The organism is Pseudonocardia sp. Cha107L01 (genome assembly GCF_052566575.1).
The window spans coordinates 869530-884488 of the sequence record NZ_CP199579.1; the positions used below are offsets into that span (position 1 = coordinate 869530).

The following is a 14959-nucleotide window of genomic DNA, read 5'->3' on the forward strand; positions in this document are numbered from 1 at the left end:
AGCGCCCCCGACCCCGGTTGCGGGCGGCCGAGCCCGTCGCGGCGGCGGCGTCCGGCCGGCCGATCTGGCGGCGGCGGGAATATCCGCCGGGCCCCAGGACTTGTCGGGGGTGGCTGCTGAGCTGCGTGTTCAGCCAGTTTCGGCGGCGCCGAGCCGGCGACCGGAGGGGGGTCGCCGGCTCGTGCCGGGGCTCTCGGCACCGCTGGTGCCGCCGGTGCTCACCGGCGGCCCGCCACCCGGATTTACCGCTGAGACGTGTGCTCAGGTCTGAGGGGTGATCTCAGGCCAGACCGAGTGCGGACGAGGCCGCCGGGTCGGAGTCGGCCAGGAACTGCCTGCAGCGGGCCGCCTCGTCCTGCTCACCGATCGCCTCGGCGGCCTTGGCCAGCGCCGCCAAGGCGCGCAGGAAGCCCTGGTTCGGCTGATGCGCCCAGGGCACCGACCCGAAGCCCTTCCAGCCGTTGCGGCGCAGCTGGTCCAGGCCGCGGTGGTACCCGGTGCGCGCGTAGGCGTACGCGGCCACCGGCTCGCCCTGCGCCAGCGCGCGCTCGGCCAGCGCCGCCCAGCCCGCGCTGGCCGCCGGGTGTGCCGCGGCCACCTCGGTGGGATCGGTGCCGCCGTCCAGCGCGGCCGCGACCACGTCGTCGGCGGGCAGCAGGGTCGGTTCCGGGCCGAGCAGATTGCCTTGCAGACTCATGTGTCCTCCGGTGGGTGAGTGGCTGTGCCGCTCACGGTTGCGTCACTTCAGGCTGTGGCCGGCCGAGTTCAGGTTCTGGCAGGCCAGGACGATCCGGTCGGCCATCGCCACCTCGGCGGCCTTGAGGTAGGTCCGAGGGTCGTAGAACTTCTTGTTGCCGACCTCCCCGTCCACCTTGAGTACGCCGTCGTAGTGGGTGAACATGTGCCCGGCGATCGGGCGGGTGAACGCGTACTGGGTGTCGGTGTCGATGTTCATCTTCACCACCCCGTAGCTCACCGCCTCCTTGATCTCCTCCGGCAGCGAGCCCGAGCCGCCGTGGAAGACCAGGTCGAAGGGCTTCGAACCGGCCGGCAGGCCCAGCTTCTCGATGGCCACCTCCTGGCCCTGCTTGAGGATCTCCGGGCGGAGCTTGACGTTGCCCGGCTTGTACACGCCGTGCACGTTGCCGAACGTCGCGGCCAGCAGGTAGCGGCCCTTCTCGCCGTGGCCGAGCGCGTCCAGCGTCGCCTCGTAGTCGGCGGGCGTGGTGTAGAGCTTCTCGTTGATCTCGTTGGCGACGCCGTCCTCCTCGCCGCCGACCACCCCGATCTCCACCTCGAGGATGATCTTCGCCTTGGCCGCCTGGGCGAGCAGCTGCTCGGCGATGGCCAGGTTCTCGTGCAGCTCGACGGCCGAGCCGTCCCACATGTGCGACTGGAACAGCGGGTTCTCCCCGCGCGCCACCCGCTCCGCGCTGACCGCCAGCAACGGCCGGACCAGCCCGTCCAGCTTGTCCTTCGGGCAGTGGTCGGTGTGCAGCGCCACGTTGATCGGGTACTTCGCCGCCACCACGTGCGCGAACTCGGCCAGCGCGATCGCGCCGGTTGCCATCTCCTTCACGCCGGTGCCGGAGAGGAACTCCGTGCCGCCGGTGGACATCTGGATGATGCCGTCACTCTCCGCCTCGGCGAAGCCGCGCAGTGCCGCGTTCAACGTCTCCGAGGACGTCACATTGATCGCCGGGAAGGCGTACTCGCCCGCCTTCGCGGCATCCAGCATCTGGTTGTAGACCTCAGGGGTCGCGATCGGCATGACGTCGCCTGTCCTGCTCGGTGGTCGGGTCGGGGCCCAGTATTCCGTAACTCGGCAGACCGGCAACGGCACAGCGCGCGGACGGGCTCGCTACCCTCGGGGTCGTGAGCTCGGAACCGATCGACGAATCCGTCGAGAACCCGCTGGCAGGGTTGATCGAGCGCACCCTGTCCCGGTTGCGCCGGATCGACACCGCACCAACCGACGACCGACCCAAGACGCTCGCCGACCTGTACGCGGAGCACCGGATGCGGCTGGTCCGACTGGCGATCCTGCTGGTCGACGAGCAGGGCACGGCGGAGGACGTCGTGCAGGAGGCGTTCACCGGGCTGCATCGGCACTGGTCGGAGCTCCGCGACGAGCGCGCCGCGCTGGGTTACCTGCGCACCGCCGTGGTGAACGGGTCCCGCTCGGTGCTGCGCCGGCGGCGCACCGCCCGGGAGTACGTCCCGCCACACCAGGTCAACGCCCGCTCGGCGGAGTCGCTCGCGATGCTCTCCGCCGAACACCAGGCGGTGGTGGCGGCACTGGGCTCGCTGCCCGCCCGGCAGCGGGAGGTGCTGGTGCTGCGCTACTACGGCGGGTTGTCCGAGGCCGAGATCGCCGAGTCCACCGGAATCAGCAAGGGCGCGGTGAAGTCCACCGCGAGCCGGGCGCTGGCCTCGGTCGCCAAGGTGATGGCCGGCCGGCCGGGCCCCGGCTGAGCAGCGGACGAGCGGACGAGGTGGGAGATGGACCCCGAGCGGATGGTGTCCGAGGCGCTGCGCGCGTCGGCGGTGCAGGGGCGGCCGGCGCCACCGGCGGGCACCCGCATGCCGGCCCCGCCGCCGAGGCCGTTCCCGATCGGCTGGGTGCTGCTGATCGCATTGCTCACCGGAGCGCTGGTGGGCGTGTCACTGGCCATGATCTCGATCTTTGCGCCGGGCGCGCTCCCGGCTCTGGGCGCCGGTTAGGGAGTATGTAGTGGGTAGCGAGCCGCGGCCATCGGGGTACGGCCGGTACCGTTGGACACCGTGACCCATCCCGCTTCGTCTCTGGCTTCTTCTCTGGCTTCTCCGGGTTCGGGCACGGTCCTGGCGCTCGGTCCGCAGTGGCTCGACCCGAGCTACCTCATCTCCGCGCTCGGCCCGTTCGTGCTGGTCGGCCTCTGCCTGATCATCTTCGCCGAGTGCGGCCTCCTGGTCGGTTTCTTCCTGCCGGGCGACTCGCTGCTGTTCACCGCCGGTCTGTTCGTCGCGTCCGGCGCGATCAGCACGCCGCTCTGGCTGGTCTGCACGCTGCTGGTGGTGAGTGCGCTGCTCGGCAACGTCTCCGGGTACTGGATCGGCCGGGCGGCCGGCCCGGCCATCTTCGACCGGCCGAACTCCCGGCTGCTCAAGCCCGAGCACGTGGAGCGCACCCACGCGTTCTTCGAGAGGTACGGCAACCGGGCCATCGTGCTCGGGCGTTTCGTGCCGATCGTGCGCACATTCATCACCGTGATGGCGGGCGTTGGCAAGATGGAACCGAAGCGCTACCTGACGTACTCCGTGATCGGCGGCGTTGCGTGGGCGGCGGGTGTCACCCTTTTGGGATACTTGCTGGGCGGCTTCACCTTCGTCCGTGAGCACATCGAGTTGATGCTGATCGCGGTGGTGGTGCTGTCGCTGATCCCGCTGGCCGTGGAGTTCCTCAGGGCCCGGCGGGAGCGGCGCAAGGAAGTCAACGGTAATCGAGAGGTCACCGAGCTCGGCTGAGGTCGACAACCCCAACCCGCCTAGTCACCCTGGAGCACCGTGAGCACCCTGCTGGCATCGGCCAACGGCCTGGCCTGGCCGCTGCTCGCCGGTCCGCTGGGGTCCGGGATGCACACGATCGACCTGGCGTCGTCGGGGTTCCTGATGCGGGCCGCGCCCACCACGGTGTGGGTCGTGGTGCTCTCCTTCGTGTTCCTGGAGTGCGCGTTCATCGTCGGTCTGTTCCTGCCGGGCGACTCGCTGCTGTTCGCCGCCGGCGTGGTGCTCGCCGCGCACGAACAGGAGCTCAGCGCCTGGCTGCTGGCCCTGGCGGCCAGCGTCGCGGCGGTCGCGGGCAACCAGGTCGGCTTCCTGGTCGGCCGGCGTACCGGGGTGAAGATCCTGGCCCGCAAGGGCGGCCGGATCCTGAGCCGCTCGAACCTGGACCGGGCCAGCGCGTTCTTCGACCGGTGGGGGTTCTGGTCGGTGGTGGTCGCACGCTGGCTGCCCTGGATCCGCACCCTCGCCCCGATGATCGCCGGCGCGGCCGGCATGGACAACCGGCGCTACATCACCGCCAACGCGCTCGGTGCGGTCATCTGGGTGCCCGCGCTGCTGCTGCTCGGCTACTACGGCGCCGGCCTGCTCGACTCGCTGCCCTGGGTCCGGCGGGCCACCACGATCGGCTCCATCGCGTTCTTCGTCGTCGGCACCGGGTACGGCCTGTACCGCTACCGCCAGGAGATGCGCAGGCCGATGGACGAGGACCCCGTCCCCGCCGAGTCCCGCTAGTGTCCTGAGTCGCTGGTCAGCGGCTCAACACGGTCTTGATGTCGCCGGTGCGATAGTGCGCATCGAGCACCCGGTGCGCATCGTCCAGCGCGCCGCGGGTGCTGATGACCCGCTCCGGCTGGAACCGGCCGTCGGCGATCAGCTCCAGCACCGAGGGAGCCAGTGCCCGTACGTCCGTGCGGCCGACGTGGAACGAGATGTTGCGGGCGTAGAGCTGCATCATGGGGATCCGCGCCGTGCGGTGCAGTCCGCCCAGGCTGCTGCACACCCCGTCCGCCGCGGTGTGCGACAGCGCCGCCCACAGACCACGCGAGGTGGCGCTCGCCGCCACGACCAGCGACGCCGGCGGCGTGGTCCGCAGCGCGCGCGGGTGTACCGGCTCCAGGCCGAGCCCGGCGGCGACCGCGCGCACGTCAGCCCGGCCGTCGACCAGCCGGACCCGCCGAGCCCCCAACGCCAGCGCGATCAGACCGGCGTAGAGCGGGACGCTCGCGCTGTAGATCGTCCGGCCGCCCAGGCACGCGATGACCAGCACCTCGGCGTCCGGGTCGCGGCGCAGCAGCCCGGGCAGGTGCGGTGCGACGTGCCGGTACGCGTCGCAGATGGTGTCCGCCACGCTGGCCGCCGCGACCGGGTCGACGCCCTCGGGCAGCGGCACCAGCATGGCGTCCGCGAACGGCACCGCGACCTGGTCGGCCAACACGCCGCCCCAATGGCCGCCGCCGAGTCCGAACCCGTACATGGACAGCGGCGGCACCCCGGTGCAGTTGCTGGTGAACCCCGCGCGGCAGGCGCCACAGAGACCGCAGTTGATCTCGAACTGCACCACGACACGGTCTCCGACCTGCACGTTCGCTACTTCGCCGCCGACCTCGAGCACCTCGGCGACGCACTCGTGCCCGATGCTCAGCGGCAGCGGGAACGGCGTGTCCCCGAGCGCGAGCGCCCGGTCGAGGTCGCAGGTGGCCACCGCGATCGGGCGGACCAGGGCGGCGTCCGGCCCCGGTGGTGGCGGCGCCGGTACCGATCGCCAGGTCAGCCGCCCGCCACCGGAGGCGATCAGGGCGCGCATCTGCAAAATGTCCCGACTCGCCGGGACCGAATCCCCGACTCGCCGGGCAAAAACCCCCGACTCACCCTGCAAAAATCCCCGACTCGCCGGGGGCGGGGGGTTACCAGGCGGCGTCGAGGTCGGCGTGCTGGCGGATCCAGGCGTGCATGGCCACGCCGGCCGCGACGCCGGCGTTGATCGACCGCGTCGACCCGAACTGCGCGATGGACACCGTGAGCGCGGCGCCGGCCCGGCCCTCGGCGGACACGCCGGGCCCCTCCGAGCCGAACAGCAGCAGGCACTCGCGGGGCAGCGACGCACGCTCGAGGCGCACCGAGCCCGGCGAGTTGTCCACCGCGACGACGGTCAACCCCTGCTCGGCGGCGAAAACCAGTAGGTCGGCGACCGTCGGATGGTGGTGAAGGTGCTGGTAGCGGTCGGTGACCATGGCGCCCCGGCGATTCCAGCGGGCCCGGCCGACGATGTGCACGGCCGCCGCCGCGAACGCGTTGGCGGTGCGTACCACGGTGCCGATGTTGTGGTCGTGGCCGAAGTTCTCGATCGCCACGTGCAACGGGTGCCGTCTGGTGTCGATGTCGGCCACGATCGCCGGCCGCCGCCAGTACCGGTAGGCGTCGACCACGTTGCGGCGGTCGCCGTCGCGCAGCAGCTCCGGGTCGTAGCGGGGGTCGCTGGGCCACTCATCGGGCCCGCCGGGCCACGGGCCCACGCCGACCGGCTCGCCCGCCGTCCACTCCGTCGGCCCCGGCCCGCCGTCAGCTCCCAGCTCGCCGTCGGCCCCGGACACTCCGTCAGCTCCCGGCCCGCCGTCGGCCCCGGACACTCCGCCAGCCCCCGGCCCGACGTCGGCCCCGGACACTCCGTCGGCGTCCACGACCGGTTTCGGCGAGTTCAGGACGGCAGGTCCAGGTCAGCGGGGCCGAGCACGGCGCGGTAGGTCAGCCCCTCCGCCTCGATGGCCTGCTGGGCGCCGGTCTCCCGGTCCACGATGGTGGCCACCCCGACGATGTTCGCGCCGGCCGCCCGCACGGCATGCACCGCGGTGAGCACCGAGCCGCCGGTGGTGGAGGTGTCCTCAACGACCAGCACCTGCCGGCCGGCGATGTCCGGGCCCTCGACCTGGCGCTGCATGCCGTGCGCCTTACTCTCCTTGCGCACCACGAACGCGTCGATCGCGATCCCGTCGGCCGCCGCCGAGTGCAGCACCGAGGTGGCCACCGGGTCGGCACCCAGGGTCAGGCCACCCACCGCGTCGTAGGCCCAGTCCGCGGTGAGCACCCGCATCAGCCGCCCGATCAGCGGCGCGGCCTCGTGGTGCAGCGTGACCCGGCGCAGGTCGACGTAGTAGTCCGCCTCCGCGCCGGAGGACAGGGTCACCCGCCCGTGCACCACCGCGAGATCCCGGACCAGCGCGGCCAGCTGCTCGCGGTCCCGGTTGTCCGACCCGCCGCCCAACGTCATCGCCGCCCCCGCTCGTACCGGGTCGCCATCCTCCGCACCAAGAACCGCGGCAACACGTCCCCCACTCCCACCAGCATCTTGTACGTCACGCTCGGCACCGAGACCACTCGCCCGCGCGCCAGGTCGGCCAGGGCGTCGGCCACCACCCGCTCGGCATCCAACCAGAGCGGCCCGGTGCGGGCGCCGACCCGCATTCCGGCCCGCTCGTGGAACTCGGTGCGCACGAAGCCGGGGCACAGCGCCAACGCCCGCACCCCGGTGCCCTCCAGCGTCCCGGCCAGGCCCTCGGTGAACGTCGTCACCCAGGCCTTGCTGGCACTGTAGGTGGCGCTGCGGCTGGGGAAGAAACCGGCCACGCTGGACACGTTGACCACCGCGCCGGTGCCGCGCGCCACCATCCCCGGCAGCGCGGCCCTGGTCAGCCGCAGCACGCTGGTCACGTTCACGTCCAGCTGGTGCTGCAGCGCGTCGAGGTCCAGCTCGGCGAATCTGCCGGACAGCCCGAGGCCGGCGTTGTTGACCAGCAGGTCCACCCCCGGGTCGACCAGCCGCGCCTCGACCGCCGCGCGCTGTCCCGCGTCGGCCAGGTCGGCGGACAGCACCTCGACCTCGATCCGGTGGCGGTCGCGCAGCTCGGTGGCGAGTGCCTCGAGCCGCGCCGCGTCCCGGGCGACCAGCACCAGCCGGCCGTGGTCGGTGGCCAGTCGGCGGGCGAACGCGGCACCGATACCGCTGGTGGCGCCGGTGATGAGCGCGGTACGCACCTAGTGGGGTCCCTGCATGAGCGACACGAACCTAGTACTCGTCCGAGGAGGAGCCGCCCGGGCCGGACCACCCGCGCGGCGAGTCGGAGCGGGATCCGGAGTCGCCGGAGCGGCGGTTGGTGAAGGACCTGGCCCAGTCGGCCGCGGCCGACGAGGACTCCGGTGCGTCGGACGGCGAGTCGGGTGCCGGCGAGGGCGGCAGCTGCGGAGAGCTCCCCGACCGGCTGGCCTCTTCCAACGCTCCGGCCACCTCGACCAGCTGGTCGAGCAGTTCCTGAAGCTGGTCCGGGACGTAGTCCAGCGGCGCGGTGCAGAGCACCCAGGAGTCCTCGGCCCAGAGCAGCTCGACGTCATCGCCGATTGCGTCGGCGGCGCGGACCAGCCGAGGAGTGATCAGGGGGCGGATCGCGGCCGCGTCGGAGACGAACGCGTAGCGCTGGCCGACCGGTTCCAGCAGGTCCAGACCGGCGTCATCGGGCAGCGGCGCGGACGGCAGCCGCAGCTCGACCGCGCCGCTCATCGCGCTGCGCCGTTGCACCGCGCACACCACCGAGCTCAGCCGGCCGGCCTGCTCGTGGTCGAACACGTACACCAGGCGGCGCCCCTCAGCGGTCGGCACCGAGCCGGTGACCAGGTTGCGCGCGATCCCGGGTCCGCCCTGGTGGATGGTGCCGTAGCGCCACCGGCTGGGCAGTACCGGATCGCTGTCGAGGTACTCCCACTCCTTCTGCGCGGCCCAACGCCGCCGGTCGCGAGACTGACCGCCGCCGCCCGGCTGCGAAGCCCGCAGCATGAGCAGGCCGAGCACGAGCGCGACAGCGGCGATGACGAACCACACCGAGGTCGGAATGCCCACGGAACCAGGGTAACCGCGACGGCCCGATATCCGTGGTAACCCGCTGTAGTGAGTCTGGGCGACCCCTTCAGCGACCGGAGCGGCTCGCCCTACCTCTGCCCGGCGAATCTCAGCAGCTCACAGTGGCGCCCAAGACTCGAGCCGCGGCCGACTCGCCCCGGTGGAGTCCACGTTCGTGCGTACTCGACACCCGCGCACCGCCCGGCCCGTGACCGACCGAATCGACAGAGCGACCCGCCGGGTACCCGGCGGGTCGCTCCACTGGAGATCGAGCCGGTCAGACCTTCGCGGCCACGCCCTTGCCGACGGTCAACCCGTTGCCCATCGAGCCGTCCAGCATCGAGCCGTTCAGATCCACCCGGACCGTGTCGCCGTCGGTGATCTCGCCGGCCAGCAGTGCCTTGGCCAGCGCGTCACCGATCGCGGACTGCACCAGCCGGCGCAGCGGGCGCGCCCCGTACAGCGGGTCGAACCCGTTCATCGCCAGCCACTCGCGCGCCCCGTCCGAGACGTCCAGGGTGAGCCGCCGCGCGGCCAGCCGCCGCCCGAGCAGCTCCAGCTGGATGTCCACGATGTGCGTCAGCTCCTCGGTGGACAGTGCCTGGAACACCACGATGTCGTCGAGGCGGTTCAGGAACTCCGGCTTGAAGTGGCCGCGCACGGTCCGCATCACCGCGTCCTTGCGGGCCGCCTCGTCCAGCGCGGGGTCGGCGATGGCGTGCGAGCCGAGGTTCGAGGTGAGGACCAGGATCGTGTTGCGGAAGTCCACCGTGCGGCCCTGGCCGTCGGTCAGCCGACCGTCGTCCAGTACCGCGAGCAGCACGTCGAACACGTCCGGGTGGGCCTTCTCCACCTCGTCCAGCAGCACCACCGTGTAGGGCCGCCGGCGCACCGCCTCGGTGAGCTGACCACCCTGGTCGTAGCCCACGTAGCCGGGGGGCGCGCCGACCAGCCGTGCCACGCTGTGCTTCTCGGAGTACTCCGACATGTCGATCCGGACCATGGCCCGCTCGTCGTCGAACAGGAACTCCGCCAGCGCCTTGGCCAGCTCGGTCTTGCCCACCCCGGTCGGGCCGAGGAACAGGAACGACCCGGTCGGCCGGTTCGGGTCGGCCACCCCGGCGCGCGCCCGGCGCACCGCGTCACTCACCGCCCGCACAGCTTCGGGCTGCCCGATGACCCGCTTGCCGAGCTCGTCCTCCATCCGCAGCAGCTTGGCGGTCTCGCCCTCCAGCAGCCGCCCGGCGGGGATGCCGGTCCAGGCCGACACCACGTCCGCGACGTCGTCCGGGCCGACCTCCTCCTTGAGCATCAGCTCTTCCTTCTTGGCGGAGATCTCGTCGGCGGCGGCCAGCTCCTTCTCCAGCTGGGGGATCCGGCCGTAGCGCAGCTCGGCGACCCGGCCAAGGTCGCCGTCCCGTTCGGCCCGGTCGGCCTCCCCGCGCAGCCCTTCCAGCTGCTCCTTGAGCACCCGGGCGCCCTCGATGGAGGTCTTCTCGTTCTGCCAGCGGGCGGTCAGTGCGGCCAGTGCCTCCTTCTTCTCGGCCAGCTCGGCACGCAGTGCGGTCAGGCGCTGCTTCGACGCCGGGTCGTCCTCCTTGGCCAGCGCCATCTCCTCGATCTCAAGGCGGCGCACCGCCCGCTCGACCTCGTCGATCTCCACCGGCCGCGAGTCGATCTCCATCCGCAGCCGGGAGGCTGCCTCGTCGACCAGGTCGATGGCCTTGTCGGGCAGGAACCGGGCGGTGATGTAGCGGTCGGACAGGGTGGCCGCGGCGACCAGCGCGGTGTCGGTGATGCGCACGCCGTGGTGCACCTCGTAGCGCTCCTTGAGCCCGCGCAGGATGCCGACGGTGTCCTCCACCGACGGCTCGCCCACGAAGACCTGCTGGAACCGCCGCTCCAGAGCCGGGTCCTTCTCGATGCGCTCGCGGTACTCGTCCAGCGTGGTGGCGCCGACCATCCGCAGCTCACCGCGGGCCAGCATCGGCTTGATCATGTTGCCGGCGTCCATGGCGCTCTCGCCGGTGGCGCCGGCGCCGACGATGGTGTGCAGCTCGTCGATGAAGGTGACGACCTGACCGGCGCTGTCGGTAATCTCCTTCAGCACGGCCTTGAGCCGCTCCTCGAACTCACCCCGGTACTTGGCGCCGGCCACCATCGAGCCCAGGTCCAGCGAGATGACCCGCTTGCCCTTGAGCGACTCGGGCACGTCGCCGGCGATGATCCGCTGGGCGAGGCCCTCCACGATGGCGGTCTTGCCGACGCCGGGCTCGCCGATCAGCACCGGGTTGTTCTTGGTGCGCCGGGACAGCACCTGCACCACCCGGCGGATCTCGGTGTCGCGGCCGATCACCGGGTCGAGCTCGCCCTTGCGGGCCCGCTCGGTGAGGTCGACGCCGTACTTCGACAGCGCCTGGTAGGTGCCCTCCGGGTCCGGGCTGCTCACCCGGGTCGAGCCGCGCACCTTGGTGAACGCCTCACGCAGCGCGTCGACGGTGGCGCCGTGGCGCTGCAGCAGCTGGGCCACCGCGTCCCTGCCGCTGGCCAGGCCGACCAGTAGCACCTCGGTCGACACGTACTCGTCGCCGAGCTCGGTGGCGAGGCGTTGAGCGGCGGTCAGTGCGGCCACCGCGTCGCGGTTGAGCTGCGGCGCGCTGACCGTGGCACCGGCGGCGGACGGCAGCCGGTTACCCAGCTGGGCCAGCTCGGCGCGCACGGTCGCCGGATCGGCACCGACGGCCTCCAGCAACGGGATGGTGATGCCGTCGGCCTGTGCGAGCAACCCACCCAGCAGGTGCGAAGGGCCGACGTCCGGATTCCCAGCGAGGGTGGCCGCCTGCACCGCGGCCGACACGGCCTGCTGGGTCTTGGTGGTGGGGTTGAACGAGTCCATCCTCGCTGTTTCCTCCTGCTTTGTCCTGCGTTGTCCTAGTTCGCGCGGGGCCACCAGCTCTCTCTGCCAGTGTGCCCGTCGCTATGCATAACGGCAGGAAACTTGAGTCTGTTCCGCTCAAGTCCATGTTGTGTCAAATTCCCCGACTCAGTGTGCTGAGCGCCCCGACTCGCGGACAGGGGGTGCGTCGGCCGCGGGGGTAACACCGGCCAACCCGTTGGCGATCACAGAGCGAAACGTTGTGTCGAGTGGCACGCTCGATACGGTGCCACGGAAGGACCAGGTCGTGACGCTCAGGGCCGGAAAGTGCCACCCTCTGCGCTCGACGGTCCGGCCAGCCACTACTATCGGCCATCCCCAACCGCCCGAAAGAGTGAAGGGCACTGTGATCGTTTAGTGAGACGTTCTTGCGTCGCGGTGCCGGACGGTCAACCCCGATAGACCGGCGCGACCCCGAACCGTTGCCGCTTCCCGAGGAGAGAGCCAGCCGCCTGCGATGACCGCCCAACCTCTGCTGACAGATCTCCCCCAGGTCCAGCCGACCCAGGAACGCGCCTCCGAGATGGTCACGATCATCCGGAACAGCTGGACCGAGGTCGAGGCGCAGGCCGATGACCTGGCCAAGCATTTCTACGCGGTGCTGTTCCAACACGCGCCGACTACCCGGGAGCTGTTCCCGGCCAACATGCAGATCCAGCGCAGCCGACTGCTGCGGGCCCTGGTGCACGTGGTGCAGATGGTCGACCGCCCCAACGACCTGATCCCGTTCCTCGGCCAGCTCGGCCGCGACCACCGCAAGTTCGGCGTCATCGCCCAGCACTACGACGCGGTGGGCTACGCGCTGCTCAGTGCCCTCGAGCACTACCTGGGCAACGCCTGGATCCCGCCGGTGGCCAAGGCCTGGACCGACGCCTACGGACTGATCGCGGAAGCCATGCGCACCTCCGCCGAAGCCGAGCGCGGACCGGCCTCCTGGCTCGGCCGGGTGGTCGGGCACCGCCGCCTGAGCTGGGACGTCGCCATGGTCCAGATCCAGACCGGGCAACCCATCCCGTACCAGGCCGGCCAGTACCTGAGCGTGGAAACGCCCCGGCGACCCCGGCTGTGGCGCTACCTCTCACCGGCCAACGCGCCCCGGCAGGACGGCGTGATCGAGTTTCACGTGCGCGCGGTCGAGGGCGGTTGGGTCAGTCGGGCGATCGTGGCGCACACCCAGCGCGGCGACACCTGGCGGATCGGTCCCCCGATGGGCCGGATGGCGGCGAACCGGCAGTCCGGCCGCAGCCAGCTGATGGTCGCCGGCGGTACCGGGATGGCACCGATCAAGGCGATCCTGGACGAGATGTCGCAACACCCAGACAACCCGCGCACCGAGGTGTTCGTGGGCGGCAAGAACTGGGACGAGCTGTACGACTTCGGCAGCCTGCGCCAGCTGTCCTACACCAACCCGTGGCTGAGTGTGGTCCCCGTGGTGGAGCAGGACGACGACGGAGCGGGCGCCGAGTCCGGCACGCTGGCCGACGTGGTCACCCGCTACGGCGCCTGGAAGGACCACGACGTGCTGGTCTGTGGCTCACCGGCGATGGTGCGGGCCACTGTGTCCCGGATGCTCGTCGCCGGCACCCCCCTCGACCAGATCCGCTACGACCCCTTCACGATGGACTGACGGCGCGCACAAGCCCAGTACGGGCCGCACAGAGGTTGCAGGGTCTGTGCGGCCGGTACTGGGTCTGTGCCGGCCACCTTGGTGCTCTGGCGTCAGCGTTGCGGGGGTTGCTTGGGGGTAGGGCGCCAGACCGCGATCGTGGTGTGTTGTTTCACCGGGACCAGGTCACGGCGGTAGGAGGCGTGCACGCTCGCGGCGGCCTGCTCGGCGGCGACCCGCGCGGCGGCCAACTCGTCCAGTAGCGCACCGATCTGGGTGCGCAGCTCGTCGACGGTGCGCTCCAGCTCGATGATCCGCTTCACGCCGGCGAGGTTGACCCCCTCGTCCTGCGACAGCCGCTGCACCTCACGCAGCAGGGCGATGTCCCTGGCGGAGTAACGGCGGCCACCGCCGGCCGACCGGCCAGGGCTGACCAGCCCCAACCGGTCGTAGCCGCGCAGCGTCTGGGCGTGCAGCCCGGCGAGCTCGGCGGCCACCGAGATGACGAAGATGGGTGAGTCAAGGTCGGTGCCCGGTGGCAGCCCCGACGCCTGGCCGGGGCGGTCCTGCGTGGTCATCTCATCACCTCGTTCCCTCCTAGGAGCGCCCTGAACAACGCATGCTCTGCTGCGCGGCGCCCAGTCGGCGCCTCGCGGCGTTGTCGTCGCGGCCGATACAACAACGGTATCGGCCACTCCTCCGCCTTGCGACGCATCCGACTGGATCACCGCTCGCGACGAGCGGCATCATTCAGGACCCTCCTAGCGCGTGCGGCTAACCGAGCAGGCCAGCTCTCGGATCGAACGACTTGGTGGACTCAGCGTAGGTCCGCAGCGCGGCCGTCGCCTCCTCGTCCAGCTGCCTCGGCACCGCGACCTCGACCGTGACCAGCAGGTCACCGCTGGTGCCGTTGGCCCGCCGGACCCCCCGGTCGCGCACCCGGAAGGTTCGCCCGCTCGCCGTGCCGGGTGGCACCTTGAGCGAGACCTTGCCGTCCAGGGTGGGCACCGTCAGGGTGGTACCGAGCGCGAGCTCCGGGTACGTGACCGGCACCCGCAGGGTGAGGTCGTCCGGGTTGCGCTCGGAGCGGCCGAACAGCTGGTCCGGGTTCACGTGCACCAGGACGAACAGGTCGCCGGCGGGTGCACCGCCGCGACCGGGCTCACCCTGGCCCTTGATCCGGATCCGCTTGCCGTCGGTCACCCCGGCGGGGATCCGCACGTTCAGCGTGCGGGTGCGCGGGGTGACCCCTTCGCCGCCGCACTCCGGGCACGGTTCGTCGATGATCCGACCGGTTCCCCGGCAGTCCCGGCACGGCTCGGAGAACGCAAACGCACCCTGGTTGCGGGTGACCAGGCCGACGCCGTCGCAGGTCGGGCACGCTCGCGGCGTGCTGCCGACCCGGGCGCCGGTGCCGCCGCAGGTATTGCAGCGGCCCTGCGTGGTCAGCCGCAGCGCCACCGTGGCCCCGCGCACCGCGTCGGCGAAGTCCAGCTGGATCTCGCTCTCCACGTCGGAGCCCCGCCGGGCCGTGCCGGACGGTCGGGTGCCGCCCCGCCCGGTACCACCGAACAGGCCACCGAACAGGTCACCGAGGCCGCCGGCACCGCCGCCGGCCCTGGCACCCCCGGTCCGGTTGAGAATGTCGTCCAGGTTGAAGTCGGCTCCCGCGCCGGTGCCGAAGCCCCCGGTGCCGGCGCCGTAGCCGCCGAAGCCGCCACCCGCGCCGCCACCGGAGCGGAACAGTCGCCTGGTCTCGTCGTACTGCTTGCGCTTCTCGGTGTCGGAGAGCACCGAGTAGGCCTCACCGACCGTCTTGAACCTGGCCTCCGCCTTGGCGTCACCAGGGTTCTTGTCCGGGTGCAAGGTGCGTGCGAGCTTGCGGTACGCCTTCTTGATGTCGTCGGCGGATGCGTCGGAGGAGACGCCCAGCTCGGCGTAGAAGTCCTTCTCGATCCAGTCCCGCTCGGTCACCGGGCGCCCCCTC

General features: G+C 71.4%; 15 protein-coding genes. 5 read left to right on the forward strand and 10 right to left on the reverse strand.

Annotated features, from left to right (window positions below; genetic code table 11):
* Window positions 1-280: 280 nt before the first annotated feature.
* Entirely contained in the window at window positions 281-697 is a 417-nt protein-coding gene (locus ACTXG6_RS04125) for a DUF3151 domain-containing protein (protein WP_445186426.1), read from the reverse strand.
* Window positions 698-739: 42 nt separating this feature from the next.
* Window positions 740-1771, reverse strand: coding sequence for a class II fructose-bisphosphate aldolase (gene fbaA, locus ACTXG6_RS04130; protein ID WP_445186427.1), 1032 nt, complete (start codon window positions 1769-1771; stop codon window positions 740-742).
* Window positions 1772-1875: 104 nt separating this feature from the next.
* Between fbaA and ACTXG6_RS04135 the strand changes: the two genes are divergently transcribed.
* The 4 genes from ACTXG6_RS04135 (at window position 1876) to ACTXG6_RS04150 (ending at window position 4278) form a co-directional block, all read left to right on the forward strand.
* On the forward strand, window positions 1876-2475 hold the full coding sequence (locus tag ACTXG6_RS04135; protein WP_445186428.1) for a SigE family RNA polymerase sigma factor: 600 nt from the start codon (window positions 1876-1878) through the stop codon (window positions 2473-2475).
* A 27-nt stretch (window positions 2476-2502) separates the two neighbouring features.
* Window positions 2503-2724, forward strand: coding sequence for a hypothetical protein (locus ACTXG6_RS04140; RefSeq protein ID WP_445186429.1), 222 nt, complete (start codon window positions 2503-2505; stop codon window positions 2722-2724).
* 60 nt (window positions 2725-2784) lie between these two features.
* Window positions 2785-3507, forward strand: a complete 723-nt coding sequence (locus ACTXG6_RS04145; protein WP_445186430.1) for a DedA family protein — start codon at window positions 2785-2787, stop codon at window positions 3505-3507.
* A gap of 108 nt (window positions 3508-3615) precedes the next feature.
* Entirely contained in the window at window positions 3616-4278 is a 663-nt protein-coding gene (locus tag ACTXG6_RS04150; RefSeq protein ID WP_445189905.1) for a DedA family protein, read from the forward strand.
* A gap of 16 nt (window positions 4279-4294) precedes the next feature.
* Here the strand turns inward: ACTXG6_RS04150 and ACTXG6_RS04155 are convergent, their stop codons facing one another.
* The 6 genes from ACTXG6_RS04155 to clpB form a co-directional block, all read right to left on the reverse strand.
* Entirely contained in the window at window positions 4295-5350 is a 1056-nt protein-coding gene (locus ACTXG6_RS04155; protein WP_445186431.1) for an alcohol dehydrogenase catalytic domain-containing protein, read from the reverse strand.
* A gap of 100 nt (window positions 5351-5450) precedes the next feature.
* Window positions 5451-6116, reverse strand: a complete 666-nt coding sequence (locus ACTXG6_RS04160) for a TrmH family RNA methyltransferase (RefSeq protein ID WP_445189906.1) — start codon at window positions 6114-6116, stop codon at window positions 5451-5453.
* 125 nt (window positions 6117-6241) lie between these two features.
* The gene (gene pyrE, locus ACTXG6_RS04165; RefSeq protein WP_445186432.1) at window positions 6242-6811 is read right to left on the reverse strand and encodes an orotate phosphoribosyltransferase; all 570 of its coding nucleotides are present in this window, start codon (window positions 6809-6811) and stop codon (window positions 6242-6244) included.
* Window positions 6808-7575 carry an SDR family NAD(P)-dependent oxidoreductase gene (locus tag ACTXG6_RS04170; protein ID WP_445186433.1) on the reverse strand — a complete coding sequence of 256 codons (768 nt, stop codon included), beginning with the start codon at window positions 7573-7575 and terminating at the stop codon, window positions 6808-6810. Before ACTXG6_RS04170 ends, pyrE begins: the two co-directional genes overlap by 4 nt.
* 31 nt (window positions 7576-7606) lie before the next feature.
* The gene (locus tag ACTXG6_RS04175; protein WP_445186434.1) at window positions 7607-8431 is read right to left on the reverse strand and encodes a hypothetical protein; all 825 of its coding nucleotides are present in this window, start codon (window positions 8429-8431) and stop codon (window positions 7607-7609) included.
* 277 nt (window positions 8432-8708) lie between these two features.
* A complete protein-coding gene (gene clpB, locus ACTXG6_RS04180; protein ID WP_445186435.1) occupies window positions 8709-11327 on the reverse strand; it encodes an ATP-dependent chaperone ClpB in 2619 nt (872 codons plus the stop codon).
* 562 nt (window positions 11328-11889) lie between these two features.
* Here clpB and ACTXG6_RS04185 point away from each other — a divergent pair.
* Window positions 11890-12993, forward strand: a complete 1104-nt coding sequence (locus tag ACTXG6_RS04185; RefSeq protein WP_445189907.1) for an FAD-binding oxidoreductase — start codon at window positions 11890-11892, stop codon at window positions 12991-12993.
* A gap of 92 nt (window positions 12994-13085) precedes the next feature.
* On the opposite strand, the gene ACTXG6_RS04190 is transcribed toward ACTXG6_RS04185, so the two are convergent.
* Window positions 13086-13550 carry a heat shock protein transcriptional repressor HspR gene (locus ACTXG6_RS04190; RefSeq protein ID WP_445186436.1) on the reverse strand — a complete coding sequence of 155 codons (465 nt, stop codon included), beginning with the start codon at window positions 13548-13550 and terminating at the stop codon, window positions 13086-13088.
* Window positions 13551-13746: 196 nt separating this feature from the next.
* Window positions 13747-14946, reverse strand: a complete 1200-nt coding sequence (gene dnaJ / locus ACTXG6_RS04195; protein WP_445186437.1) for a molecular chaperone DnaJ — start codon at window positions 14944-14946, stop codon at window positions 13747-13749.
* Window positions 14947-14959: the final 13 nt, after the last annotated feature.